Genomic DNA, 23285 nt, shown 5'->3' with positions numbered 1-23285 from the left:
CTGATCGACACCGTGTGCGAAACAGGTCATGCATTGTTCGGCGACATGAGCATGGTGTGGCTCGACCAAGCATCTCGGCAATTCGGCATTGCCGTACCGCCCGGCGACGTTTCGCTGAGACGCGGCACTGCATGCAATGCGCCATGCCCTAACCACTACGCGCCTTTGCCCAACCAAGGTGTGGCCTGCACGATCGCCATGGCCGTGACGCCTGTGCCATCGGAAGTCACTCAGGCTTTCGCAACCGCCGCGCTGCCGTCTGCAGCAGCGCCACGCGTCAGTGCAGCAGCGCGAACGCCATACCGGCGACAACAGGTGCAGCAATGGCCGCCGGCAAGATCAGGCCACGCCGGTACGGCAGCAGCCACAGCGACAACACCGCCGCGCCTGCAGTCAGCGTGCCCAGCCATAGCACGCTGCCGATGCCCCAGCCTTGCGCCGACACCGCCAGCGCAAAGGTGATCAGCAACAGCAGCCATCCCAGCGCGCGCAACTGACGTGAGCGGGTCATGCCCAGCGCGCGCCCACGCATCTCGTGCTGGTGTTTTTCCATCGCCAGGCACAAGGCCGCGAAGCCGGAAAAATTCAAGGCCAGCAACAGCAATACGCTCATGCGCCTTCCTGCACAGGCAGCGCGTTTTGCGGCGCAGGCGCGGCTTGCGCGCGTGCCTTGCGTGCCGCGGCGGATTGCGGCGCTTTCCAGTGCTGCAGGCGCCAGCCCGCGATGCCCAGGCACACGCCCAGGCCCAGGCACACCAGATCCACGCCGGCCAATGCCCATTGGCCTGCCGGCACGGTCACGCCCAGGTGCAGGTCGGTGGTCAGCGCGTTGATTAACGGTACCAACGCAAACAAGCCTGCGCCCAGGTACAGCTGCCAGCTCCACATCGCACGCCGCGGCCACACGAAGGCGGCGAGCAAGGCGCCACCCCAGGCGGCGAAGAACAGATGTGCTTCCATCGCCGCACGCGCTTCCAGCGCCACCGGCACCAGCCGGTTGGCCCAGAAAAACGCAGCGAACGCGATTGGCAGGCCGGCCACCGTGCCGATGTTGAGCGCGTCCACCAGGCGCAGCCCGAACCCGATGCGTCCAGCCTTGGCATGCTTGGGGCGTTCTTTCACGGCCCACATCACCACGCCGCTGGCCACCATCAGGCAGCCAAGCAGGCCGGAACCGAAGAACAGCGCGCGCATCCAGCCACCGGCGAAATGAGCGATATGCAGGCCCACCATCACCCCGCGGGTCTGGCTGGCGCCGCCGGGCGCACCGCTGTACTGCAGGCGTTGCCCGCTGACGGCGTCATAGAGGATGGACGGCGCATCGTTGGACAGGTCGTCCGCCCGCTGGGTCACACCCACCGCCGCATGCGCATCGTTGGGCAGCGATACCGCCACCGTGCCCACATCCCCGCCACGCCAGTCGCTGCGCGCGCGCGCCACAAACTCCTCCAGCGGCCGCATGCGCGCCGGCGTGCCTGCCGCGGTACGCGTGTCTGCGACGCGGTTGGCGGACTCTTCGTAAAACCGCATTTCGTTGTCGGGGTACTGCGCCTTGATGCCCCACGGCAGGTACATGAACATCAAGGTCACGATGCCGGTGTAGGTGATCATCGCGTGGTACGGCAACGCGGTCACCGCACTGACGTTATGAAAATCCAGCCACGAACGCAGGCCTTTGCCCGGGCGGAACGTAAAGAAATCCTTGAAGATCTTTTTGTGGGTGATCACGCCGCTGATGATCGCCACCAGCATGAACATCGCGCAGAAGCCGACGATGTAACGCGCCCACACCACCGGCAAGTAATGCAGGTCGAAATGCAGCCGGTAGAAGAAATCCCCGCCCAGCGTGTCGCGCGCGCTGATCGGGTTGCCGGTGGCCGGGTCGATGATGGCATTGCCATACAGCTCGCGCCGGCTGAGCGTCTTGCCCGGCGGCGGCGCTGGATTCTGCCAATACATGGTCACCACCGGCGTGCGCGCATCCGGCAGCGTGATGTTCCAGCTTTGCGCATCGGGCGCGTGCGTTTGCAGATAGCGCTCGGCGCTACGCATTGCCACCGCGCTGCTCACCGAGGTGGTGGGCAGTTCCGGGCGCATCCAGCGGCTGAGTTCGTCGCGGTAATAACTCGCGGTGCCGCCCATGAAGATCAGCAGCAACACCCAGCCCACCAGCAGCCCGGTCCAGGTGTGCAGCCATGCCATCGATTGGCGAAACCCCTGCTTCATGCCGCGCCCCGTTGCAGCCACGCAGCGGCTGCGAACATGGCCGCGGCCGGCACGCCGATGCCGACCCAGGCGCGCAGCACGGTGGCAGTGGCAAACGCCCACAGCGGCGCGCAGGCACACACCACGATGCCCACCAGCATGCTGGTCAGCACCGCCTCGCTGCGCGGCATCGGCAGCGCCACTGCAAGCAGCAGGTTGGTCGCGCTGGCCAGCGCATAGCCACCGCCGATCGCGGCCACGCCGCGCCCAAGCACACCCAGCCAGGGGCGCTTGAACCAGGGAGCGGGCAGGGGCGAAGCCATGGACATGCGCAGGACGGTGGCCGGCTTACTCGGCCAGGAAGGTCAGCGTGGTGATGTGGTGCACCACCGACACCGGCTTGCCGGCGATCTCATGCTTCACCGGCTCCTTGTTGGTCACCACCATGATCTGGCGGCCCGCGCGCAGTGTTGGCAGCGTCACCTGGCCCTGTGCATCGGAGGTCAGCGTCTTCTGCCACTTCTGCGGGTCGATCAGGGTGACCTCGGCCTTGGGCAGCGGCTTGTTGCGATACATCACCGTGAACGTCTTGCCGTTGGCGGTGGTGGGCACCAGCTCGAAGTCGAGCTTGGCGCTGGTGCTGCTGCGGCCGGCGCGCGCGTAGTAGCTGACCGTCTCGAAGGTCTCGCCTTCGCCCTTCCACGGCTCGAACACCGCATCGTCCTTCAGCCAGGCATCGCCGGCGCCGGACAGTGGCGCGGTCAGGTACTCGCTGCCGCGCTGCAGGGCACCGGCCTTGCCGGCGGCGCCGAACACGGTCGGCTTGACCACGCGCTTGATTTCGTCCTGGCCGTGGTCGAGGGTTTCCTGCGCCGGCTCACCGAAATAGATGCGGACCGGGCCGCTGCCGTCGCGCTCGATCCAGATCTCGTGAGCCTGTGCAGAGGACAGGCTGAGGCTGGCCACGGCCAGGCAGGACAGCAGGAAGGATTTCATCGGACACCTCGTCGAACGCGGGAGTGAGCGCGCTAAACGCGCCATCGGTGGATGGGAATGATACGCAATTCCCGGAACCGAGACCAATGCACATGCGGCGCTGCGGCATTTTTCGAGCGGCCGCGAGCGTGTCGCAACCTTGGATGCAACGCGTGCCCAGTCATTGCAAGGGGTGTTGCACAGAGCGCGACGCCGGGCGCGCAGAGCGGCGCGAACTGTGCTCTATACTCCGGCGCTAGCAGAGGTCTTCGACCAACAGCCAGGGGTGAGCGCGTGCGGAATTACGACCTCGAGTTCCTGAAAAAATTCTCGATGGTGATTGGCTTGCTGGTAGTGATCACTCTGGGCTTGATCGCCCTGGCGGCCTATCTGCAACGTGCGGTCCCCGATGAAGTGTCGCCCACAGCCGCCAAGCGCCTGCAGCAACGCATTGCGCCGGCCGGCGCGGTCTATGCAGGCACCACCGGCGCTGCGGCGCAGGCCGCCGCCCAGGCTGCGGCACTGGCCAAGGCCTCGTCGCAATCCGCCTACGGTGGCAGCACCGACGGCAAGACCATCTTCGACAACCTGTGCACCGCCTGCCACACCACCGGCGTGGGCAAGGCGCCGACGCTGGACCACTCGCATTGGGACGCGCGGATTGCGCAGGGCAAGGACACGCTCTACAAGCATGCGATCGAGGGCTATACCGGCCCGGATGGCGGCATCATGCCGGCCAAGGGCGGCAACCCCGCGCTCACCGAAGAACAAGTGCGCGCCACCGTGGACTGGATGCTGTCCAACCTGAAATAGGGGCTTTCCGCGCCAAAGCGCCACGTGTCATCGCGCTTTGCATGCTTGGGCTAACGACAGCGGGTGCGTAACATTCGCTGCGGCGGTATGCGCACGCCGCGATGGCTGGCCCACTGGGTCATCTTGCAACTGCCGTTGTCCTGCCTGCGCCGCCGTCCTGGCGGCGTTTGTGTTTGTCTTCCCTTGAACGTGTGGAGTGTCTCGATGCTGCGTTGTCCGCTTGTCGTGCTCGGCCTGATCGGCCTGTTGGCGCCCGTGTTGTGCCACGCCGCCGAAAGCGCGCCGCAGCGCCTGACCATTGCCGACGTGCAGGGCGAGGACACCCGCAGCCCGTTCGATGGCCGCCTGGTCGAGGTGGAAGGCATCGTGACCGCCGATACGCGCGTAGGTCTGGCGGGCCTGTTCGTGCAACAGCCCGGCACCGAGCCGCGGCGCTCGCACGGGGTGTTCGTGACCGGCGCCGGCGAGGCGCAGGTGGCGGTGGGCGACCGCGTGCGGATCGTGGGCACGGTGCGCGAGGTCGGTGCCGGCGGCGACGCCAGCCTGACCACGCTGCAGGCCACCACGTTCGAGGTGCTGGCCAGCAACCAGCCGGTGCCGGTGCGCATGCTCAGCGGGCCGCCGGCCAACTGGGAAGCATTGGAAGGTGAACACGTGCGCCTGGCTGCGGTCACGCTCAATGGCAGCGACCGCCTGGCCAGCAACGGCGAGCTGATCGCCGCCTTCGGTGGCCGGTTGTGGCAGCCCAGCGAAGTGGCCGCGGCCGGCACGCCCGCCTTCGCGCAGACCGAAGCCGACAACGCGCGCCGCCGGGTGTTGCTGGACGACGCGCGCAACGGCCGCACACCGAAGGCCGTGTCCTACCTGCCGGCCGAGGCGACCTTACGTGTGGGCAGCCTGCTCAGGCAGGTCGATGGCATTGTCGATCAGCGCTATGACGGCCAGTACCGCATCCAGGTGCTGGCGCCGCTGACGCTGCCCGCACTGCCTGCGCCGGTGGCACCGCAGGTGGGCGGCGATCTGCGCATCGCCTCGTTCAACCTGGAGAACTTCTTCAACGGCAACGGGCGCGGCGGCGGCTTCCCGACCAAGCGCGGGGCGCGCATGCACGAACAGTTCCAGGCGCAGCTGGCCAAGCTGGTGGCCACCATCGTGCCGCTGCAGGCCGATGTGGCCGCGCTGATGGAGCTGGAAAACGACGGCAACGACGGCGACACCGCCGTGGCGCAGCTGGTGGCTGCGCTCAACGCCGCCGGCAAGGACAAGGATTGGCGTTTCGTGGACAGCGGCAGCGGCCCGGGCGATGACGCGATCCGCGTCGGCATCGTGTACCGCAGCACTCAGGTCACCCCGGTCGGCAAACCGGCCACGCTGACCGGCGGGCCGTTCGACAGCCATAGCCGCGTGCCATTGGCGCAAGCGTTCCGCAGCAGCCGCGGCGCCACCTTCGTGGTCGTGGCCAACCACTTCAAGTCCAAGGGCTGCGGCACCGCCAGTGGCGCCGATGCCGATCAGCACGACGGCCAGGCCTGCTGGAATGCCACCCGCACCGAGTCGGCCAAGCGCCTGCACCAATGGCTGCAGAGCGACCCCACCGGCGCGCAGACCAAGTTGGCCGTGTTGCTGGGCGACTTCAACGCCTATGCGATGGAAACGCCGATGCGCAGCCTGCGCGCCAGCGGCTGGCAGGACGCCTTTGCCGTGGTCGGCGTGAAGCAGCCTTACAGCTACGTCTACGACGGCATGAGCGGCCGCTTGGACCACGCCCTGCTGAGCCCGGCGATGGCCAAGCAGCTGCGTGGCGCAGCGGAATGGCACATCAACGCCGACGCGATGGACGATGCCGGCTATGCCAAGCGCAACCTGCCAGGCCCGTGGCGCAGCTCCGACCACGATCCGGTGCTCTTGGGATTTGCGCTCTGAGCGCACTTCCACGCGTGGCAGCAGCGCGCGCTGGTGATCGCAAACGCTGGCCGATCACCCGCCGGCTGGGTTAGGCAGCCCGCGGTGCGCCGCGGCCGGCACGCGTGCAGGCTTGCCCAGTGGACCTGCGTATGCGGGCGGGGAGCGGGGCGTCGCCGGCCCGGCCTTGCCGAGCCGCGGCGAGCCGATTGCCCAGGGCGTGCCGCGCTTAGCGGGCGCAATGCACATGACGGCGCAAGCGCAGGTTGACCAGATGGGCGCCGGCCAGCAGCAGGCTGCCGGCAACCGTGACCGGCGTTTCCTGCGCGGCGGTCAATAGCCCGCTGGCGCCCAGCACCAGCCCGGCCAATCCGAACACCGCCAGCCCCCAGAGCGGTGCCGGCAACCGGTGGCGGCGATGGCTGCTCCAGAGCGCGTAGCCACTGAGCGGCACCGCGGCGGTGGCAAAGACTACATGCACCCATTCGGCTTGCTCCCAGCGCCCCAACAGCGGCAGCGCCGCCGCCAGCAGCGGCAAGGCCAGGCAGTGCAGCAGGCACAGGCTGGACAGGGCAATGGCCGAGCTGTCCAGCGCAGACGCAGTGGCGCGCATCGATCGTTCTCTGAAATGGCTAAGCGTTATACAATAACATTTCTAGCCACGAGAGTTCGCCATGCCTGTCCTCGCCCCCCGCGATTCGCGCCTGCCCGTCACCGTGTTGTCCGGCTTCCTGGGCGCCGGCAAGACCACCTTGCTCAACCGCATCCTGCACAACCGCGAGGGGCTGCGGGTGGCGGTGATCGTCAACGACATGAGCGAGATCAACATCGATGCGCAGCTGCTACGCGAGGGTGGGGCGGCGCTGCGGCGCACCGACGAGACGCTGGTGGAATTCAGCAATGGCTGCATCTGCTGCACGCTGCGCGACGACCTGCTGCAGGAAGTGAAGCGCCTGGCCAGCGAGCGCCGCTACGACTATCTGTTGATCGAATCCACCGGCATCGCCGAGCCGATGCCGGTGGCGGCCACCTTTGCGGTGCGCGATGCCGATGGTTTCAGCCTGTCGGATATCGCCCGGCTCGACACCATGGTGACGGTGGTGGACGGCAGCCGTTTTCTCGAGGATTTCGGCTCTGCGGCCACGCTGGCCGAGCTCGGCCAGCAGGCCGGCCCGGACGATACGCGCGGGCTGGTGCAACTGCTCGGCGACCAGGTGGAGTTTGCCGACGTGCTGGTGATCAGCAAGTGCGATCAAATCGACACGCAAAATCTGCACCGCCTGCATGCCGTGTTGCGTGCGCTCAATCGCGATGCGGCGATCGTCGATGCCGCGCATGGCGAGGTGCCGCTGCGGCAGCTGCTGGACACCGGGCGCTTCGACTTCACCCGCGCGCAGCTGGCGCCGGGCTGGATGCAGGAGTTGCGCGGCCAGCACACGCCGGAGACCGAGGAATATGGCATCACCAGTTTCGTCTATCGTGCGCGCCGGCCGTTCCACCCGCAGCGCTTCGCACGCATGGTGCAGGACGGCCTGCCGCAGGTGATCCGCAGCAAGGGCTTCTTCTGGCTGGCCAGCCGCATGGACTGGGTGGGCGAATTGTCCAGCGTCGGCGGCGCGACCCAGACCACGGCTGCGGGCTTCTGGTTCGCCGCGCGGCATCGTGTGGATGCACAGATCATCGGTGAGGCACCGCAGATCCCGATCACGCCGCTGCCGTACACCGACATCGGCTGGCAACGTCAACAGACCACGTGCTGGAGCGCACCGCTGCCGCAGCTGCACGAAGTGGGCGATGCCAGCGAACACGCCGCGATGCAGCGGCTGTGGCACCCGCTGTGGGGCGATCGCCGCCAGGAACTGGCGGTCATCGGTGTGGAGATGGATGCCCCGCGCACACGTGCCGCACTCGATGCCTGCCTGTTGAGCGACCAGGAACTGCGCCAGGGCCCGGCACACTGGCAGTTGCTGGACGACCCGTTCCCGCATTGGGAGCGCTGATGATGGGAGTGGATCACGCTGTCGGCATCCCTCGTTCATCGTCTGAATGCAAGCAGCTGCGGGTTTGCATCCCCCCTCTGTGTGTGTGCGGTTACGCCGCCACGAAGCGGCGTGTCTCGTGCTTCACAGATGGCTCTCGGTCAGCGCGCATGTGCAGGCAATGCTGGTCCGGATGTTAGTAGTAGCCGTTGTCGATTGCCTCTTGATGGGCATCTCTTTCTTTTTCGACCGTCTGTCGGCGTTCCTCGGCTGTGGTCGGGATGCCGGCCATCAGGCGTGGCGCTCCCAGCCTTTCCAGCTGGTCGTCGGTGCTTCTGACGATCTGTTCCAACGCGAGCATGTTTCGGTAACCCTGCATCATGCGTTGCAGGCGCCGTATTTGGTCACCGGGGGCGTCACCCTTGTTCAGTGACTCCAGGTGTCGTTCCGCGCGCGCGTAGTTTTTGGCAAGGGCGTTTCTGTCCAAGGATTTACGCCGAGCCTTGAGTACTTCGCGTCGATTGTGCTGCATGACGTCCATCTGGACCGTAGCGTGGCCGCTAGTCGTGGTGCGTGGTGCACGGATGTCTTCCATCGGTGCAAGCGATACCAGCAGTGCATCGAGCCGACTATCGCGGAGCTCATTGCGCTGAGTGATCAGGGCCTTACGCGTCTCGAGCAATTGTTGCTCCTCTGGAGTTGCCTCCCGATCTTCCATAAACAACTGTTTCTGAATGTCGCTGCACCGCTGGGTTATCCCTGCCAGTTCCCGATCCAGGCTGCGCAAGGAGGCGGGGCGTCTGAGCTGGGGGCGCGGAGAGGCCACTGACGATCGCGAGAGCTTGGGCGTGGTCGGCAGCTCCGGTGCCAGCGTGCCGGACTGCGGCAGCTGCGTCTTGTCACGGCGCATTTTTTGGGGAACAGGCGGTTGCATTCTCCGATCCAGGGGACGTTGCTGCCCGTGCAGTTGTTGCGCACGTGGTGGCTTGGGCGGAATCGCCACAAGCTGCACCGTGGGCTGCGCCTGCTGCGGTTCCTGTCGTTGCATACGCTCACGCTCTGTTTTATGCGGCATGGGCGGCTGCCGACGTTCGTCGACGCGGGTCTGCCGCCCGTGCATCTGCTGCGTGCGCGGGGGTGGGTTCTCCACTGCTTTAAGCGTCGCGGAGCCCATGCACATCAAAGGCAGCTGCTTGTGTAACGACGCCAGCGATTTACGCGCTGAGGCGAGCATGCCCCGATGGGATTTCGGTGTGCCCTGCGCTACTGCGGACTTGGGGGCTTGAGAAAGCGGGTGCTGCGGTGACGCGTCTGCAATCGACGGCGTGGTATCGGTCGAGTTGGCGCCATGTGGTTCCGGCGCGACGCGAGGGCTACTAAATAACTGACTCAGGCGCATCACACACTCCCTCGGACATTTGAACGCATCGTAACCAGCGATGCCTTGTCCTTGAGGCGAGTTGCGAACCAGAGTCGCGCCGACCGAAGGCCTTCGTCAGTCCAGATGTATCCCCCAGGCGATCGCCGCAATAGCCGGGACCGCCAGCAGTAGGCCTATCCACCCGCGCCGGCCGAGGCGCTCGCCAAACGTCAGTTTGCCCACCAGCGCGCCCAATGCCACCACGCCGATATTCATGCTGGCGAAGACGGTCGCCGGGCTGTGCGGCAGCGTCTGGTGCGCGCGCACGTAAAACAGGATGTTGCCGAAATTAAGTACACCCAGCAGCACGCCTGCGGCGAGATTGCGCAGCTGCAGACGATTGCCGCGGCGCAGCCGCACGCATTGCACGCACAGCAGCAACGCGAACGCCAGCGCAAAGCACACCGTCAAGGCCGTCAGCGACGGCGTGCCCGACAGTGCCAGCGATTTGAGCAGGATGTCGATCACCGCAAAGCCCGCCCAGACACCGAGCAACCACGGCCAGGTGCGCGCTGCGGTTGCATCAACGCTGCCGCCCACCACAGCAGCGCCTGCCCGCGGCCGCTGCACGATGGCGACGATCGCCAACAGGCCCACGCCCAGTCCGGCCAGCTTCCAGCCACCGGCGCGTTCGCCGAACACGGTAAACGCCGCTGCCAGCGACAACAGCAGCGACAGCCGCTGCGCCACGTCGGTGCGCACGATGCCGGCCACACGCACCGAGCGTGCCAGCACCAGAAAAATGCCCGGCAACGCGACCGCCAGGCCCAGCAATGCCAGCCACGGCGTGTGCGCGGCGGTGAGGCTGGCAAAGGACGGTTTGAGGATGGCAACGGCCAACACGCTGGCGGTGGCGTAGTTCCAGGTGATGGCCTGAAACACGTCGATCTGCCGGCGTGGCGCAAGCTTCAGCAGCACCGACACGAGCACGCTGCAGACAACGGCAAACAACAAAAAATGCATGGGCAACACAACGATCTGTGCAGGCAGGGCGATGAACGCGGCCGGCGGGGCGGCTATTATGACGGTATGTCCAATCCCCCATTCCCCACCGAATCCTCGACGTTGGTGCTCGACGGGCCGGTCGGCCCGCTCGATGTGGCGGTCGACCTGGCCGAGCCGGACGTCACCGCGCAGCCGGTCACCGCCATCGTCTGTCACCCGCTCTCCACCGAGGGCGGCAGCATGCACAACAAGGTCGTGACCATGGCCACGCGCGCGCTGCGCGAGCTTGGCATCACCGTGGTGCGCTTTAATTTCCGCAGCGTCGGCACCTCGGCCGGCAGCTTCGATCACGGCGATGGCGAGCAGGACGATCTGCGCGCCGTTGCCGAGTGGGTGCGTGCACAGCGCCCGACCGACACGCTGTGGCTGGCCGGTTTCAGCTTCGGCGCCTATGTCTCGCTGCGTGCAGCCGCCGCGCTCGAACCGCAGGTGCTGATTTCGATCGCGCCGCCGGCCGGGCGTTGGGATTTCAGCGACGTGCAGCCGCCGGCACACTGGCTGGTGATCCAGGGCGATGCCGACGAGATCGTCGACCCGCAGGCGGTCTACGACTGGCTGGAGACGCTGGAACAGCAGCCCACGCTGGTACGCATGCCCGACACCAGCCACTTCTTCCACCGCAAATTGATCGACCTGCGCGGCGCGCTTCAGCACGGTGTGCGGCGCTGGCTACCGGCCACGCCCTGAGTGCGACAGCTTGCAGGCGCATTGCCAGACGATGCGCCGTTGAACGGCGCCGGCCACGGCCGGCCCGCGGAGAAACACGATGAGTGAGATGACCCCGTCGCAGCGCTACGCCGCCGGCGTACAACGTGGCGACTGGCGTGCCGATCCTGCGCAGCAGGCGGCCCTGGCCGAGCTGGACCGGATCCACGAAGCATTGGTGGACAGTGCGCAGGACGGCTGGCTGGATCGGCTGTCGGCGTTCTGGAAAAAACCCGAGCCTGTGCGCGGGCTGTATTTCTGGGGCGGCGTGGGGCGCGGCAAGACCTTCCTGGTCGACCTGTTCTACGACGGCCTGCCGATCAAGCAGAAGTACCGCACCCACTTCCATCGCTTCATGCGCGGCGTGCATGAGCGCCTGCGCGAGCATGCCGGGCAGAGCGACCCGCTGGCCAAGATTGCCCAGGAATGGCGCGAAAACCTGCGCGTGCTGGTGCTGGACGAATTCTTCGTCACCGACATTGGGGATGCGATGCTGCTGGCGCGCCTGCTCGAGCGCCTGTTCGCCGAAGGCGTGACCTTGGTAACCACCTCCAATACCGCACCGGAAAACCTGTACGCCAACGGCTTGCAGCGCGACAGCTTCCTGCCGGCGATCGGCTTGCTGCAGAAGTTCTGCGTGGAGCTCTACGCCGAGGGCACCGAGGACTACCGCATGCGTGCGCTGACGCGGTCGCCGGTGTACCGCGCGCCGTTGGATGCGCAGGCCGATGGCTGGCTGGCGCAGCGCTGGGCGGAGTTGAGCGGCAATGCCGAGGCGCGCAGCGGCAACATCGAGATCGAAGCCCGCAAGATCGCCGTGCGTGCGCGTGGCAAGAGCATCGCCTGGTTCGATTTTGCCGCGTTGTGCGAAGGCCCGCGCGGGCCGGCCGACTACATCGAGATCGCGCGCGAATTCACCACCGTGCTGTTGGGCGGCATCCCGCATTTCGACCGCATGAACGAAGACGCCGCCCGCCGCTTCGTCAACCTGATCGACGAGTTGTACGACCGCCACGTCAATCTGGTCTGCACCGCGCAGGACGCACCGCCGGCGTTGTACAGCGGCCAGCGCCTGGCCGGCGCATTCGAGCGCACCGCCTCGCGCCTGATCGAAATGCAGAGCGCCGAATATCTGGCAACCGCGCATCGCGCATGAGTGCGCAGACGCGCCCTGCGCCGGGTCGCCACACGATCCGCGTCAGCGAAGACGACTGCGGGTTGGGCCAGTTTGGCGGTGGCGCGTGGTTGAGCGATGCGGCGTTGTGGCCCAGCGATCCGTCGACCGGCCGGCCCATGACGCCGATTGTCATGCTGACCGATCTGTTCCTGCCCAGCGTCTGGTTGGCCGACGACATGGCTGTGACGGTCTTCGCGGCACTGGGCCGCGAAGGCGACGCGTACAACTGGACAGCGCTGCGCACGTTCACCATCCACCAGCAGAGCGAGCTCGAAAAGATCGATGCTGGCCACAGCAAGGTGGTGTTGCACCGACGTGCCGCGCGCGAACTGGTGCGCGACACGGTGATGCTCCCGCGGCATTTTGTGGGACTGCAGCCCTTCGACGAACGCGATGCTGAGGAAGAGGCCGAAGACGCCGACAACGGTGCGGGCATGAGCAAGCAGCTGGGCCGCCCGTGCTGGCTGCAAGATCCCATCCACGAGCATCCGCGTCATTACTTCCTTGCTCAGTTCGTCGAGTCGGACCTGCGTCAGCAGGACCCGGCCTACGATGGCGTCTTCGCCGACGGGACGGGTTACCTGTTTGCGGAACAGCGCGCGAAGGTACTGCGCGAAGGCGATACGGCTGGCTATTTTTTCATCCAGTTCACCTGAGCCCAGCCAAGCCCGGGCACTCGGGCTAGCGTTGCGCCACTAATGCGGTGATAGCCATCCGCGCTGGCATCCTGCGAGAGACGCAGGTGCGCCGACGCACTGCCACCGGATGACGGAGGGCAGGGTGGTGCCGATGTGTGCCCCGATGCATTGTCCCCGAGTTTTCCCAAACACAAACATAGGTCCAGTTCGCTTCCAGCTACGCCCCAGGTAGCTGCAACGAGCCCAATCCTTCATTTATAAAAATCGCTTGCAATTAAATCGCACGCTATGTAAATTGCAGCCCATGGACACCGCAACGCCCACCACCGATCGCACCAACGCCTTGCTGCAGCTGGACAACCAGCTTTGCTTCGCGCTGTATTCGGCCAACTTGGCAATGCACAAGCTCTACCGCGGGCTGCTGAAGACTCTGGACCTCACCTATCCGCAGTACCTAGTGATGCTGGTGCTGTGGGAGAACGATGGTCGCAGCGTGTCGGAGATCGGCGAGCGGCTGTACCTGGATTCGGCGACGCTGACCCCGCTGCTCAAGCGGCTGGAAAGCGCCGGTCTGCTGACCCGGACCCGGGCCGCGCACGACGAGCGCCAGGTGATCATCACGCTTACCGATGCCGGCCGCGCGCTGCGCAGCAAGGCAGGCGCGGTGCCGGAACAGGTGTTCTGCGCGTCGGCCTGTTCGCTGGAGGAACTGCGTCAGCTCAAGCAGGAACTGGAAAAGCTGCGTACCAGCCTGGGCGCCGCCTGACCGAGCCACGTCATCCATTAATTCTGCCAAATATGTAGTGCACGATTTAATAATTCGCTATTAAATGCGCAATTCGCGCTCACTCAGGAGAACCACCATGGCCTCACCCGAAAAAGTCCTCTACACCGCCCACGCCACTGCCACCGGTGGCCGCGAAGGGCGCGCCGTGTCGTCCGACAGCGCCCTGGACGTCAAGCTCTCCACCCCGCGTGAGCTCGGCGGTGCCGGCGGCGATGGCACCAACCCGGAGCAGCTGTTCGCAGCCGGTTATTCGGCCTGCTTCATCGGTGCGATGAAGGCTGTGGCTGCGCAAGACAAGCTCAAGTTGCCGGGCGAGATCAGCATCGACGGCAGCGTCGGTATCGGCCAGATTCCGGGCGGTTTCGGTATTGCGGTGGAACTGAAGATCGCCGTGCCGGGCATGGAGCCGGCCGAGCTGCAGGCGCTGGTCGACAAGGCCCACCAGGTGTGCCCGTACTCCAATGCCACCCGCGGCAACATCGACGTCACCCTGACGCTGGCCTGATCCTTTCCCGGATATCCCCCATGAAACGCTACGCATCGTTGCTGCTGCTGGGCACGTTGGCGTCGGCAATCGGCGGCGCGGTTGCCGCGCCGACCGGTCCTGCCGCACCGGCCGCTTCCCTGAAAGTCCAGGCCTTCCTGGACGTCCTCAACTCCGCCGGCGGCAAGCCGATGGAGCAACTCACCCCGCAGCAGGCCCGCAAGGTGCTGGTGGACGCGCAGGCCGGCGCAACCCTGCCGGCCGCCGAGGTGACCCGCAAGACGATCACCGTCGACGGCAAGCCGCTCGGGCTGGTGGTGGTCAAACCGCCGGGCAGTGCCGGCAAGACGTTGCCGGTGTTCATGTTTTTCCACGGCGGCGGTTGGGTGCTGGGCGATTTCCCGACCCATGAGCGGCTGATTCGCGACCTGGCGCGGGCCTCGGGTGCGGCGGCGGTGTATGTGGACTACAGCCCTTCGCCGGAGGCGCGCTATCCGGTGGCGATCCACCAGGCCTATGCCGCGACCAAATGGGTGGCTGCGCACGGTGCCGAGATCGGCGTGGACGGCACGCGGTTGGCCCTGGTGGGCAACAGCGTCGGCGGCAACATGGCGGCCTCGGTCGCCCTGCAGGCCAAGGCGGCGGGCACCCCGGCCATCCGCTATGAAGTGTTGCTGTGGCCGGTAACCGATGCCGCGTTCGATAACGGCTCTTACCAGCAGTTTCAGCAGGGTTATTTCCTCAGCCGCAACATGATGCGCTGGTTCTGGGACAGCTACACCACCGACCCGGCGCAGCGCCGCGAGATCTACGCCTCGCCATTGCAGGCCAGCGTAGAACAGCTCAGGGGCTTGCCGCCGACCTTGATCCAGACCGCCGAACTGGATGTCTTGCGCGACGAAGGCGAAGCCTACGGCCGCAAGCTCGACCAGGCCGGCGTGGACGTCACCGTGACCCGCTACAACGGCCTGATTCACGACTACGGCTTGCTCAACGCACTCAGCGATGTGCCGGCCGTCCGTACCGCGATCCGTCAGGCCGGCGACGAGTTGCAGCAGCACTTGGCCAACTAAGAGCGGCTAACAAAACGTAGCGAGCAGTCGTCAGGTGGGTGCGGACGGCGCGGAGGAACCGGAGTGTACGGGGGTACATGAGAATTCCGAGCACTGGCCGCGCCCGCCTGGCGGCTGCGCAGCAGTTTTGATAGCTGCTCTAAGCGCCGGTGTTGCTGGACTGTCAGGAGCACACGCCCGCTGCAGCTGCAGTGGGCGTGCTGCATTCTGGTGTCTGCGCATCACCCATCCTCTGCGTGGCGGTGACCACACTGCGCACGGTATGCCTCCACGTCGGCCGTGTGCTGGCAGGCGCACATACACTCGCGGCACACTGATGCAATGACTGCAGCACTCGCACGCCAACCCGTTTCTTGCATCTCTGCATTCGCCCTGTGCGGCGCGGCACGCTGATGACCACCGATCGTCCCACGCTATTGCTGCTGCCCGGCCTGCTCAACGATGCCGAGTTATGGCATGCACAACGCGCAGACCTGGCCGATGTGGCCGACTGCGTGGTCGGCGATCTCACTCACGGTGACAGCCTGTCTGCGCTGGCCACGCAGCTGCTCGCACAGATGCCACCACAGTTCGCCCTGGCAGGCTTCTCGTTGGGTGGCTACGTGGCGCAGGAAATCTTGCGGATCGCACCCGAGCGAGTGGAGCGACTGGCCTTGCTGGACACCTCGGCGCGTGCCGATTCTCCCGAGCGGGCCGCGCAACGCCGCGCGCAGGAAGCCAGAGTGCGTGCGGGCAGCACCTTCGTCGGCTTTGGCGAGCGGCTGATGCGGCAGTACGTGCATCCCTCGCGCTGGCAGGATGCGGCGCTGCTGGCACGCGTGCGTGACATGACCCAGCGCCTGGGCGTGGAGGTGTTCCTGCGTCAGAACCGGCTGGAGCGCGAGGACGGACGCGCGCTGTTGCGTGCCTACACGCGTCCGGTGCTGGTGCTGTGCGGGCAGGACGATGTCATCACCCCGCCGGCGCTGCATGAGGAAATGGCGGCGCTGGCACCGCACGCGCAACTGGTGCAGGTGCCCGAGTGCGGGCATCTGTCGCCGCTGGAACAACCGCAGGCGGTGACGGCAGCATTGCGTGCGTGGCTGCTGGCCTGAGTGCGGAGGCGTGTCCTGCGTGCTGTTCCACGCGGGGTTGCAGTAGCAGCCAGGAGCAGTGCGTTTCGCTGCGCGGATCAACCCATCCAAGACATCAGCCGATGCGCGTGCCGTGCCGAACCACGCGTCTGTCAGTGCCTCGCCGCAGCGATCACGCTGCCGCTAGCGGGTGCGTCGTCCTGACCCGGCGGCAGAGCGCGCGGCATCTCCGGCCGCGTCACTTCCAGCAGCTGCAATGGCTTGCCGTCGAAGCGGTAGTCCAGTGCCTGTTGCAGTGCGTACAGCGCCTGCACCTGGGTGCACAGCGCCTTCGCCTGGGCTTCCAGCACTTCACTGCGCGCGCGTAACTGCTGATCCATTTGTGCGTCCAGCTGGGCGCCGCGCCGTTCCAGCGCGTCGGTGCGGCCGGTGACCATGGTCCACAGCACGCTGCGGGTGAGGCTGCCGACCAGCTCTTCGGCGGCGTGCTCCACGCTGGCTTCGAACCGCGCATCGAATAGCTCCTGCTCCCAGCGCCCGCGCCCCAGGGTGCCCTCCACCTGGGCAAGCGCGGTGCCGCGCAAGCGCTCGACCTTGCGTGCCTGGCGGGCACTGCCGGTGAGCATCTGCACCACGCCACCGAGCGCATCGAAGCTCAGGTCCATCACCGAGCGCGCAATGGCGGTGACCGCCGGCATCAAGGCCCGGGTGCCGTGCTCCAGCGCACGCAGGCGCTGCGCATCGGCATCGCTGACCGGCTGCGGCCGGTGGCCCACATTCAGCTCGCCACCATGGAAAAAGATCTCCCGCGGTGCGCCCTGTTTGCGGCGCAGCCAGATGCCGCCGGTGTCGGCCAACACGTCGTAGGAGGTGCTAAGAGCAGCTATCAAAACGACTGCGCAGCCGTCAGGCGGGCGCGGCCGGTGCTCGGAATCGGCATGTACCCACGTACATTCCGGTTCCTCCGCGCCGTCCGCACCCACCTGACGACTGCTCGCTACGTTTTGTTAGCCGCTCTAATGCCGCACTGCTGGGTCGACAGCTGCGGCGTGGGCGTGTCTGCGCGGCGCAGGCCACCAGCCACAGCAGCGGGAGCAGGAAAACGCTGGGACGCATCGGATGCGCTTCCGGGTCGGGGACTGCAGCATCGGGCAGTGGGCGCCGCTGCGCCATGGCCAGAAAGTCAGGGTGCCGACAGGGGGACCCGGCCAATGGTGGGCGTGAGACCAACGATCAAGGCGACCGGGCAGCCGCAAGGCGGGCGCGGCCGCGTCTGGACCCGCATGGACCCGTTCCTCCGCGCCGCCTGCACCGACGACGCTCGCCATGTTTTGTCAGCTGCTCTAAAGCGTGAACCGGGTCGAGCATCTGCGTCATGACATCGCGCAAACGACTGGATCACTGGATTCTCACGGCGTATGGTGTGAATTATGTTGCACAGCAGCATCGGAGCCCCGCAATGCTCGACTCACGCATCGAAAAGGTTGACCTGGCACTGACCGAGATTGCCCAGGACCCATCGGAGAAGGTGGCACTGTGGCAATGGGCCTGCCGCGAAATGCTGCATGAGACGCTGATCGGCATGCACCAGCTCTCGCATCTGGCCGGCATCGCACGGCACGTGGCCAATGACTGGCGCGCACCGGTGGATGTGATCGCACCCGCGAAGCCCTACCTGGCGCCGTCGGCACTGGCCGACCGCCGCCTGCCGCAGGTGCTCGATGGCCTGGGCAGCACCCAGGAAGACGCCGACCGCGCCAACCTGTGGCGGCTGCGCTACGCCAGCCTGATCGCTTCCACGCTGCAAGGCATGCAGGCGCTGGCCGAAAAGCACCGCATCGATCGCCAGGCAATGGCGATCAGCCAGTTGAATTGATCCACAGCAGTAACGGTCGGCGCGCTGCGCCGGCAGCTGTATTCCAGGCACTACGCATGTTGGCGCGTCAAACGCACGCGCAAGCCGTTAGAGCACAACGCAGTGCGTAGCCTGCGCACTAGCGCACCCTGCAACGTCCAAGCGCGACGCGCTTGAGGTGAGTGACGCGCGCAACGCGCGCCTAGTGACGCACCGCGGCGTCTTCCATATGCCGCCATGCCTGCCGCACGATCCAGCGCGCCTGATCCCAGGGCACCGATAACGTGGGTTGATACCGGTAGTAGCCGTCCTGAAGGACCCGATACAGCTGCGCTTCGGTGGCGCGCGGGTAGGCCAGGTAGATGTCGTAGCCGAGCGTGAGCACGCGTGCGTAATCGGCGAAGTCGTAGCCGCCCAGATGCCCTTCGGCGTGGATGCCGCGCCAGTAGGAAATCTCGGCGTCGACATTGACGACGCGCTGGGTCGAAACAGATGCGGTGTGCATGGGTAGGACTCCGTGGTCGAGACTACCCCCCTGTTTTTGCACCCTAGCAGCGGCTTGGCCGCGCAGCCAGCGCATGGCGACGAGCGGTGCAGCAGTGCCGCGCCATCCGCACCGGCGGCGTGCCGGTACGGATGCAAACCATCGCGTGTGTCGCAGTCAGGCTCAGTCCCAGTCGGGCGCAATCGCTTTCGGGTTGGCCAGGCGTTCGCCACGGTCCAGCGCGGCGATCTCGGCCATGTCCTGCTCACTCAGGTGCAGGCTCTGCGCCTTGAGGTTGCTTTCCAGATTCGCCCGCTTGGTCGAGGACGGAATCACCGAATAGCCCTGCTGCAGCGCCCAGGCCAGCGTGACCTGCGCCGGCGTAGCGTCGTGGCGCTTGGCGATGGCCTGGATTACCGGATCCTTGAGCACTTCGCCCACGGCCAGGGTCATGTACGAGGTGACATGGATGCCGTGCTCGCGCAGGAACGCGATCAGCGTGCGGTTCTGCAGGTACGGATGCACTTCGATCTGGTTGGTGGCAATCGCATCGGCGCCGAGGATCTCGATTGCCTGGCGGGTGAGCGCAATGGTGAAGTTGGAGACACCGATCGCGCGGGTCAGCCCCTGCGCCTTGGCATCGGCCAGCGCCTCCAGATACTCCCGCATCGGCACCTGGTCCTTGGGCGAGGGCCAGTGGATCAGGGTGAGGTCGACATAATCGGTGCCGAGCTTGCGCAGGCTTTCCTGCAGGCTGGGCTGCAGCGTGTCGCGGCTGAACCGGTCCACCCAGATCTTGGTGGTCACAAACAGCTGCTCGCGCGGGATGCCGGCATCGGCAATGGCCTGGCCAACCTGCGCTTCGTTGTCGTAGATCTGTGCGGTATCGATGGCGCGATACCCCAGCGCCAGTGCGTTGCGCACCGAGTCGATGACAACCTGGTCCTTGAGGCGAAACGTACCGAGGCCAAATGCGGGGACAGTCATGAGGTTCCTTGCGTGTTGGGAGGTGGTAAGTGAGGCAGTGATACGGGTGCAGGTATGGCGGCGCGACTCAGTCGAGTGCGACCACGGCCTTGCCGAAGTTTTCGCCGCGCAGCAGGCTGATCAGCCCTTGTGGTGCGCTGTCCAGGCCGTGCAGCACGTGCTCGCGGTACTGGATCTTGTCCTCGCGCAGCCACTGGCCCATTTCGCGTAAAAACGCAGGCATCAGGCGGATGAAATCGTGCTGGATGAAGCCGCGCACGGTCAGGCGCTTGCGCAACACCTGGCCGATGAAATCGGGCAGCCGATCCGGCCCGGGCGCGACCTGGCCACGGCTGTTGTAGGTGGCCACCACGCCGCACACCGGGATGCGCGCGAAATCGTTGAGCTGCGGCACCACCGCATCGAACACCTTGCCGCCCACGTTTTCAAAATAGACGTCGATGCCGTCCGACGTGGCGGCGCGCAATTGCGCGGCAAAATCCTCGGCGCGGTGATCCAGTGCCACATCGACACGCAGCGTGTCGCGCAGGTAGCGGACTTTTTCTTCGCCACCGGCGATGGCCACCACGCGCAGCCCTTGCAGGCGCGCCAGCTGGGCCACGGTGGCACCGACCGGCCCGCTGGCCGCCGCCACCACCAGGGTTTCGCCGGCTTGCGGCTTGCCGATCTCATGCAGGCCGGCGTAAGCGGTGAAGCCGGGCATGCCGTACACACCGAGCGCGGTGCTCAACGGCAGCGCATCGTCCTTGGGCAGCTTGCGCAGCGGCGCGGTGGGCTCCAGCACGGTGTGGGTCTGCCAGCCGCCGCCCAGCACCAGCAGCTCGCCTGGGTGGTAATCGGGATGGTTCGATTCCAGCACCTCGCCCACGGTGCCGCCTTCCATGACCGCATCAATGGCGACCGGCGCGGCGTACGAGGGGCCTTCGTCCATGCGACCGCGCATGTACGGGTCCAATGACAGGAAGCGATTGCGGACCAGGATCTGGTTGTGCCCGGTTGGCGGCACCGGGGCGTCTTCGATGCGGAAGTTGTCGGCGCCGGGTTCGCCGTGCGGGCGTGAGGCCAGCACGATGCGGCGGTTGGTGAGCGATGTCATGCGAAGTCCTCGCGGAAGGGACCGCGCAAGGCGCGGTCGTGGGGGCACAGCCGCGGGGCGGCTGCGCGAGGTGAGTGAATGGCGAGCGCGGTGGCGCAGTGGCTGATGCGGATCAGGCGCCGGCTGGTTCCGCTGCGCTGGCCTCGTCGAGCTGCGCAATCTGCGCATCGCTGAGGGTGATCTGCCCGGCCGCCAGCACGTCCTGCAACTGGGTCACGCTGGTGGCGCTGACGATCGGCGCGGTGACACTGGGGCGCGCGATCAACCACGCCAGCGCAATCTGTGCAGGCGTGGCGGTGTGGGTGGCGGCCAGATCATCCAGCGCCTGCAGGATGCGCAAGCCACGCGGATTGACGTATTGCTTCACCACCGAGGCACCACGCGCGCTGCTCTTGCCGGCGTCATCGGCGCTGCGGTACTTGCCGGTGAGAAAACCGCTGGCCAGCGAGTAGTAACTGATCACGCCCAGGCCGCGTTCCTGCACCAGCGGTTCCAGCTCGTCTTCGAAGCCGGCGCGGTCGTAGAGGTTGTATTCGGGCTGCAGGCTTTCATAGCGCGGCAGGTTGTATTGCGCCGACACGTCCAGCGCATCGCGCAGGCGCGCGGCCGTGTAGTTGGAGGCGCCGATCGCACGCACCTTGCCCTGTTCGATCAGCCGGCCGAATGCTGCCAGCGTGGCTTCCAGCGGAATCGATTCGTCGTCTTCGTGTGCCTGGTACAGATCGATCACGTCGGTCTGCAGGCGCGACAGCGAATCTTCCACCGCCGCTGCGATGTTGTCCGGCGACAGGCCCGGGTGTTCGCTCCACTTGGCGACCTTGGTGGCGATCAGCACCTTGTCGCGTTTGCCGCTGCGGGCCAGCCAGCGGCCGATGATGGTTTCCGATTCGCCACCGCGATTGCCGGGCACCCAACCGGAGTACGCGTCGGCGGTATCGATCATGTTGAAGCCGGCATCGACGAAGGCGTCGAGCAACGCGAACGAGGTGGCCTCGTCGGCGCTCCAGCCAAACACGTTGCCACCGAACACGATCGGCTGGACTTGCAGGCCGGAGCGGCCAAGCGCACGGGAGTGGGGCATCACAGGGCTCCTGTTTCGAACTGGCCACAGGATAGTCATGCCCGGTGCTGTTGCTTGTGACATCGGTGTGGATTCAGCGTTCCGCACACCGCGCTGCCGCGCTCACGGAAATTGAACACACCGCGCCAGGCGTGCGTGGTGCGGTGCAGCCTGCATGCTAGGCTCGCGCTACTTTTCCCGGAGGAGGGCGCTGCGATGATCCGCAACAAACTGGCCTGTGCATGCGTGGTAGGTGTGACATTGGCGATGAGCGCGCCGTTGGTGATGGCGATGAAGCCGGCGGACACCGCCACGCTTCCCGCCCCCGACGCGGCGTTGCAGGCGGCTATTGATGGCACGTGGCGCGACCGCGTGTACGTGCAGCGCGACGTGTACCGCCACCCGGGCCAGACGCTGGCCTTCTTCGGCATCAAGCCCACCCAGACCGTTATCGAGATCACCCCCGGTGGTGGCTGGTATTCGGAAATCCTGGCGCCGTACCTGCGCGAAAAGGGCAAGTACGTGGGTGCGGTGGTCGACCCGGCCGCGGTGCCGGAAGGGCGCAGCCGCGACTACGCGCAGCGTGCACGCGACGGCTTGGAAAAGAAGTTCACCGCAAAGCCGGACGTCTACGGCAAGCCCACGCTGGTGGCGTACAACCCGACCGCGCCCAGCTTCGGTGCGGACAATTCTGCAGACCTGGTGCTGACCTTCCGCAACGTGCACAACTGGCGCATGGCAGGCCAGGCCGAGTCGATGTTCAAGAGCTTCTACAAGGTGCTCAAGCCCGGCGGCGTGCTCGGTGTGGTCGAGCACCGTGCCAAGACCGATGTGCCGGCCGATGACAAGAGCGGCTACGTGGGCCAGGCGCAGGTGATCGCCATGGCCGAGGCGGCCGGCTTCACCCTGGCCGGCAAGAGCGAGCTCAATGCCAACCCGCGCGACACCAAGGACTACCCGGGGGGCGTGTGGACATTGCCGCCGAGCAACAGCCACGACGCAGCCGACGCTGCCAAGTACAAGGCGATCGGTGAGAGCGACCGCATGACCCTGAAGTTCGTCAAGCGCTGACCGCGGCGATGCGGTGGCTGCGCCGGTCAATGGGCTGGCGCAGCTTCTGCTGGGTTGATGGCAGTTGGTAAGTGGCGCGGCGCTCTGCGTGTCTGCGCCATTTTTTGTTGCTTTGAATTGGCTCAGGGCGTGGTGAGTGCTGCGCATTGCGGAGTACTTTTTGACGCATCAGTGCGCCGATATAAGGCGTCTTGCAAGAGATCGGCGAATTGCTCACTGATGTAATTCGTAATTCGTAATTCGTAATTCGCAAACCGCAAACCCGCATGAGCCGTAGATATTGGTTGCACGTGCAGAGCCGCTGAGCAACCCCGTGCCCGTATCACCGACACTTCGCTAAGGATCGGCAGTGCGGGGTAACGGCGGATCAGCAGCTGCGAGCATGAGTGCTTGATTGAAGTGATCGCACATGCTGTGCCTCCATGGACCTTCCAGAGGGCGTAAGGCCTTCGGGAACCAGGAAAAAATCGCTGCATCGCTGTCGTCAGCGCGTTTC

25 protein-coding genes and 2 other RNA genes are annotated in these 23285 nt (G+C 66.0%); 13 read left to right on the top strand and 14 right to left on the bottom strand.

All coding sequences use genetic code 11. The features are described from left to right. Positions 1-277 precede the first annotated feature (277 nt). From ACCQ01_RS21070 to ACCQ01_RS21055, 4 genes are read right to left on the bottom strand one after another with little or no spacing between them, the layout of a single operon-like run. Positions 278-613, bottom strand: a complete 336-nt coding sequence (locus ACCQ01_RS21070; protein WP_042596762.1) for a DUF3325 domain-containing protein — start codon at positions 611-613, stop codon at positions 278-280. Then, complete coding sequence (locus tag ACCQ01_RS21065; RefSeq protein WP_228432764.1) at positions 610-2226, bottom strand: PepSY-associated TM helix domain-containing protein; 1617 nt, start codon at positions 2224-2226, stop codon at positions 610-612. The genes ACCQ01_RS21070 and ACCQ01_RS21065 overlap by 4 nt, the downstream gene beginning before the upstream one ends. Beyond that, positions 2223-2534 (bottom strand): DUF3649 domain-containing protein, encoded by a 312-nt coding sequence (locus tag ACCQ01_RS21060; RefSeq protein ID WP_228419705.1) that lies wholly within the window; start codon positions 2532-2534, stop codon positions 2223-2225. Before ACCQ01_RS21060 ends, ACCQ01_RS21065 begins: the two co-directional genes overlap by 4 nt. Positions 2535-2553: 19 nt before the next feature. Then, positions 2554-3201, bottom strand: a complete 648-nt coding sequence (locus ACCQ01_RS21055; RefSeq protein WP_228419704.1) for a DUF4198 domain-containing protein — start codon at positions 3199-3201, stop codon at positions 2554-2556. A 273-nt stretch (positions 3202-3474) separates the two neighbouring features. Between ACCQ01_RS21055 and ACCQ01_RS21050 the strand changes: the two genes are divergently transcribed. After that, a complete protein-coding gene (locus ACCQ01_RS21050) occupies positions 3475-3993 on the top strand; it encodes a c-type cytochrome (RefSeq protein ID WP_011035509.1) in 519 nt (172 codons plus the stop codon). 204 nt (positions 3994-4197) lie between these two features. Next, complete coding sequence (locus ACCQ01_RS21045) at positions 4198-5916, top strand: ExeM/NucH family extracellular endonuclease (protein ID WP_228432763.1); 1719 nt, start codon at positions 4198-4200, stop codon at positions 5914-5916. 208 nt (positions 5917-6124) lie between these two features. On the opposite strand, the gene ACCQ01_RS21040 is transcribed toward ACCQ01_RS21045, so the two are convergent. Continuing rightward, positions 6125-6508, bottom strand: a complete 384-nt coding sequence (locus ACCQ01_RS21040; protein ID WP_075285183.1) for a MerC domain-containing protein — start codon at positions 6506-6508, stop codon at positions 6125-6127. A gap of 61 nt (positions 6509-6569) precedes the next feature. Here ACCQ01_RS21040 and ACCQ01_RS21035 point away from each other — a divergent pair, with 61 nt between their 5' ends. Further along, positions 6570-7895 (top strand): GTP-binding protein, encoded by a 1326-nt coding sequence (locus ACCQ01_RS21035; protein ID WP_075285184.1) that lies wholly within the window; start codon positions 6570-6572, stop codon positions 7893-7895. Positions 7896-8070: 175 nt separating this feature from the next. Here ACCQ01_RS21035 and xopR read toward each other — a convergent pair whose 3' ends face one another. Beyond that, complete coding sequence (gene xopR / locus ACCQ01_RS21030) at positions 8071-9273, bottom strand: type III secretion system effector protein XopR (protein WP_228432829.1); 1203 nt, start codon at positions 9271-9273, stop codon at positions 8071-8073. A gap of 96 nt (positions 9274-9369) precedes the next feature. Then, positions 9370-10257: a DMT family transporter gene (locus ACCQ01_RS21025; RefSeq protein WP_075285186.1), complete on the bottom strand. Its 888-nt coding sequence runs from the start codon at positions 10255-10257 to the stop codon at positions 9370-9372. Between the two features lie 66 nt (positions 10258-10323). Between ACCQ01_RS21025 and ACCQ01_RS21020 the strand changes: the two genes are divergently transcribed. The 6 genes from ACCQ01_RS21020 (at position 10324) to ACCQ01_RS20995 (ending at position 15163) form a co-directional block, all read left to right on the top strand. After that, positions 10324-10986 carry an alpha/beta hydrolase gene (locus tag ACCQ01_RS21020; RefSeq protein ID WP_076037950.1) on the top strand — a complete coding sequence of 221 codons (663 nt, stop codon included), beginning with the start codon at positions 10324-10326 and terminating at the stop codon, positions 10984-10986. 79 nt (positions 10987-11065) lie between these two features. Continuing rightward, positions 11066-12160 (top strand): cell division protein ZapE, encoded by a 1095-nt coding sequence (gene zapE, locus ACCQ01_RS21015; protein WP_014509389.1) that lies wholly within the window; start codon positions 11066-11068, stop codon positions 12158-12160. Positions 12161-12249: 89 nt separating this feature from the next. Continuing rightward, positions 12250-12837 carry a hypothetical protein gene (locus tag ACCQ01_RS21010; RefSeq protein WP_228432762.1) on the top strand — a complete coding sequence of 196 codons (588 nt, stop codon included), beginning with the start codon at positions 12250-12252 and terminating at the stop codon, positions 12835-12837. 286 nt (positions 12838-13123) lie between these two features. Continuing rightward, a complete protein-coding gene (locus ACCQ01_RS21005) occupies positions 13124-13585 on the top strand; it encodes a MarR family winged helix-turn-helix transcriptional regulator (RefSeq protein ID WP_228432761.1) in 462 nt (153 codons plus the stop codon). A gap of 97 nt (positions 13586-13682) precedes the next feature. Continuing rightward, positions 13683-14111 (top strand): organic hydroperoxide resistance protein, encoded by a 429-nt coding sequence (locus ACCQ01_RS21000; RefSeq protein ID WP_011035519.1) that lies wholly within the window; start codon positions 13683-13685, stop codon positions 14109-14111. A 20-nt stretch (positions 14112-14131) separates the two neighbouring features. After that, positions 14132-15163: an alpha/beta hydrolase gene (locus tag ACCQ01_RS20995; RefSeq protein WP_228432760.1), complete on the top strand. Its 1032-nt coding sequence runs from the start codon at positions 14132-14134 to the stop codon at positions 15161-15163. 4 nt (positions 15164-15167) lie between these two features. Here ACCQ01_RS20995 and ACCQ01_RS20990 read toward each other — a convergent pair. Beyond that, positions 15168-15242, bottom strand: a non-coding RNA gene (locus ACCQ01_RS20990) — sX9 sRNA. A gap of 313 nt (positions 15243-15555) precedes the next feature. Between ACCQ01_RS20990 and ACCQ01_RS20985 the strand changes: the two genes are divergently transcribed. Further along, entirely contained in the window at positions 15556-16257 is a 702-nt protein-coding gene (locus ACCQ01_RS20985) for an alpha/beta fold hydrolase (protein ID WP_228432759.1), read from the top strand. A 131-nt stretch (positions 16258-16388) separates the two neighbouring features. Here ACCQ01_RS20985 and ACCQ01_RS20980 read toward each other — a convergent pair whose 3' ends face one another. After that, the gene (locus ACCQ01_RS20980) at positions 16389-17126 is read right to left on the bottom strand and encodes a DUF2884 family protein (RefSeq protein ID WP_372358834.1); all 738 of its coding nucleotides are present in this window, start codon (positions 17124-17126) and stop codon (positions 16389-16391) included. 48 nt (positions 17127-17174) lie between these two features. On the opposite strand from ACCQ01_RS20980, the gene ACCQ01_RS20975 reads away from it, so the two are divergent. Then, positions 17175-17249, top strand: a non-coding RNA gene (locus tag ACCQ01_RS20975) — sX9 sRNA. 446 nt (positions 17250-17695) lie between these two features. Further along, positions 17696-18112 carry a hypothetical protein gene (locus tag ACCQ01_RS20970; protein ID WP_228432758.1) on the top strand — a complete coding sequence of 139 codons (417 nt, stop codon included), beginning with the start codon at positions 17696-17698 and terminating at the stop codon, positions 18110-18112. A 181-nt stretch (positions 18113-18293) separates the two neighbouring features. Here the strand turns inward: ACCQ01_RS20970 and ACCQ01_RS20965 are convergent, their stop codons facing one another. The 4 genes from ACCQ01_RS20965 to ACCQ01_RS20950 all read right to left on the bottom strand — a co-directional run bounded on the left by ACCQ01_RS20965 (position 18294) and on the right by ACCQ01_RS20950 (position 21739). Further along, the gene (locus tag ACCQ01_RS20965; protein ID WP_011035523.1) at positions 18294-18596 is read right to left on the bottom strand and encodes a hypothetical protein; all 303 of its coding nucleotides are present in this window, start codon (positions 18594-18596) and stop codon (positions 18294-18296) included. 162 nt (positions 18597-18758) lie between these two features. Continuing rightward, entirely contained in the window at positions 18759-19562 is an 804-nt protein-coding gene (gene dkgB / locus ACCQ01_RS20960; RefSeq protein ID WP_115572108.1) for a 2,5-didehydrogluconate reductase DkgB, read from the bottom strand. A gap of 67 nt (positions 19563-19629) precedes the next feature. Next, the gene (gene curA, locus ACCQ01_RS20955) at positions 19630-20658 is read right to left on the bottom strand and encodes an NADPH-dependent curcumin/dihydrocurcumin reductase (RefSeq protein ID WP_228432757.1); all 1029 of its coding nucleotides are present in this window, start codon (positions 20656-20658) and stop codon (positions 19630-19632) included. Positions 20659-20770: 112 nt separating this feature from the next. Further along, the gene (locus ACCQ01_RS20950; protein ID WP_228432756.1) at positions 20771-21739 is read right to left on the bottom strand and encodes an aldo/keto reductase; all 969 of its coding nucleotides are present in this window, start codon (positions 21737-21739) and stop codon (positions 20771-20773) included. 195 nt (positions 21740-21934) lie between these two features. On the opposite strand from ACCQ01_RS20950, the gene ACCQ01_RS20945 reads away from it, so the two are divergent. Then, entirely contained in the window at positions 21935-22789 is an 855-nt protein-coding gene (locus ACCQ01_RS20945; protein WP_114996851.1) for a class I SAM-dependent methyltransferase, read from the top strand. Here ACCQ01_RS20945 and ACCQ01_RS20940 read toward each other — a convergent pair. Then, entirely contained in the window at positions 22779-23006 is a 228-nt protein-coding gene (locus ACCQ01_RS20940) for a hypothetical protein (protein ID WP_228424803.1), read from the bottom strand. The genes ACCQ01_RS20945 and ACCQ01_RS20940 overlap by 11 nt on opposite strands. Positions 23007-23285: the final 279 nt, after the last annotated feature.

The sequence above is a fragment of the Xanthomonas sp. NCPPB 4037 genome, from assembly GCF_041475695.2.
Taxonomy (GTDB): domain Bacteria; phylum Pseudomonadota; class Gammaproteobacteria; order Xanthomonadales; family Xanthomonadaceae; genus Xanthomonas; species Xanthomonas campestris.
Note: the sequence above shows the minus strand (reverse complement) of the source record. Positions and strands in the feature narration are given on the sequence as shown.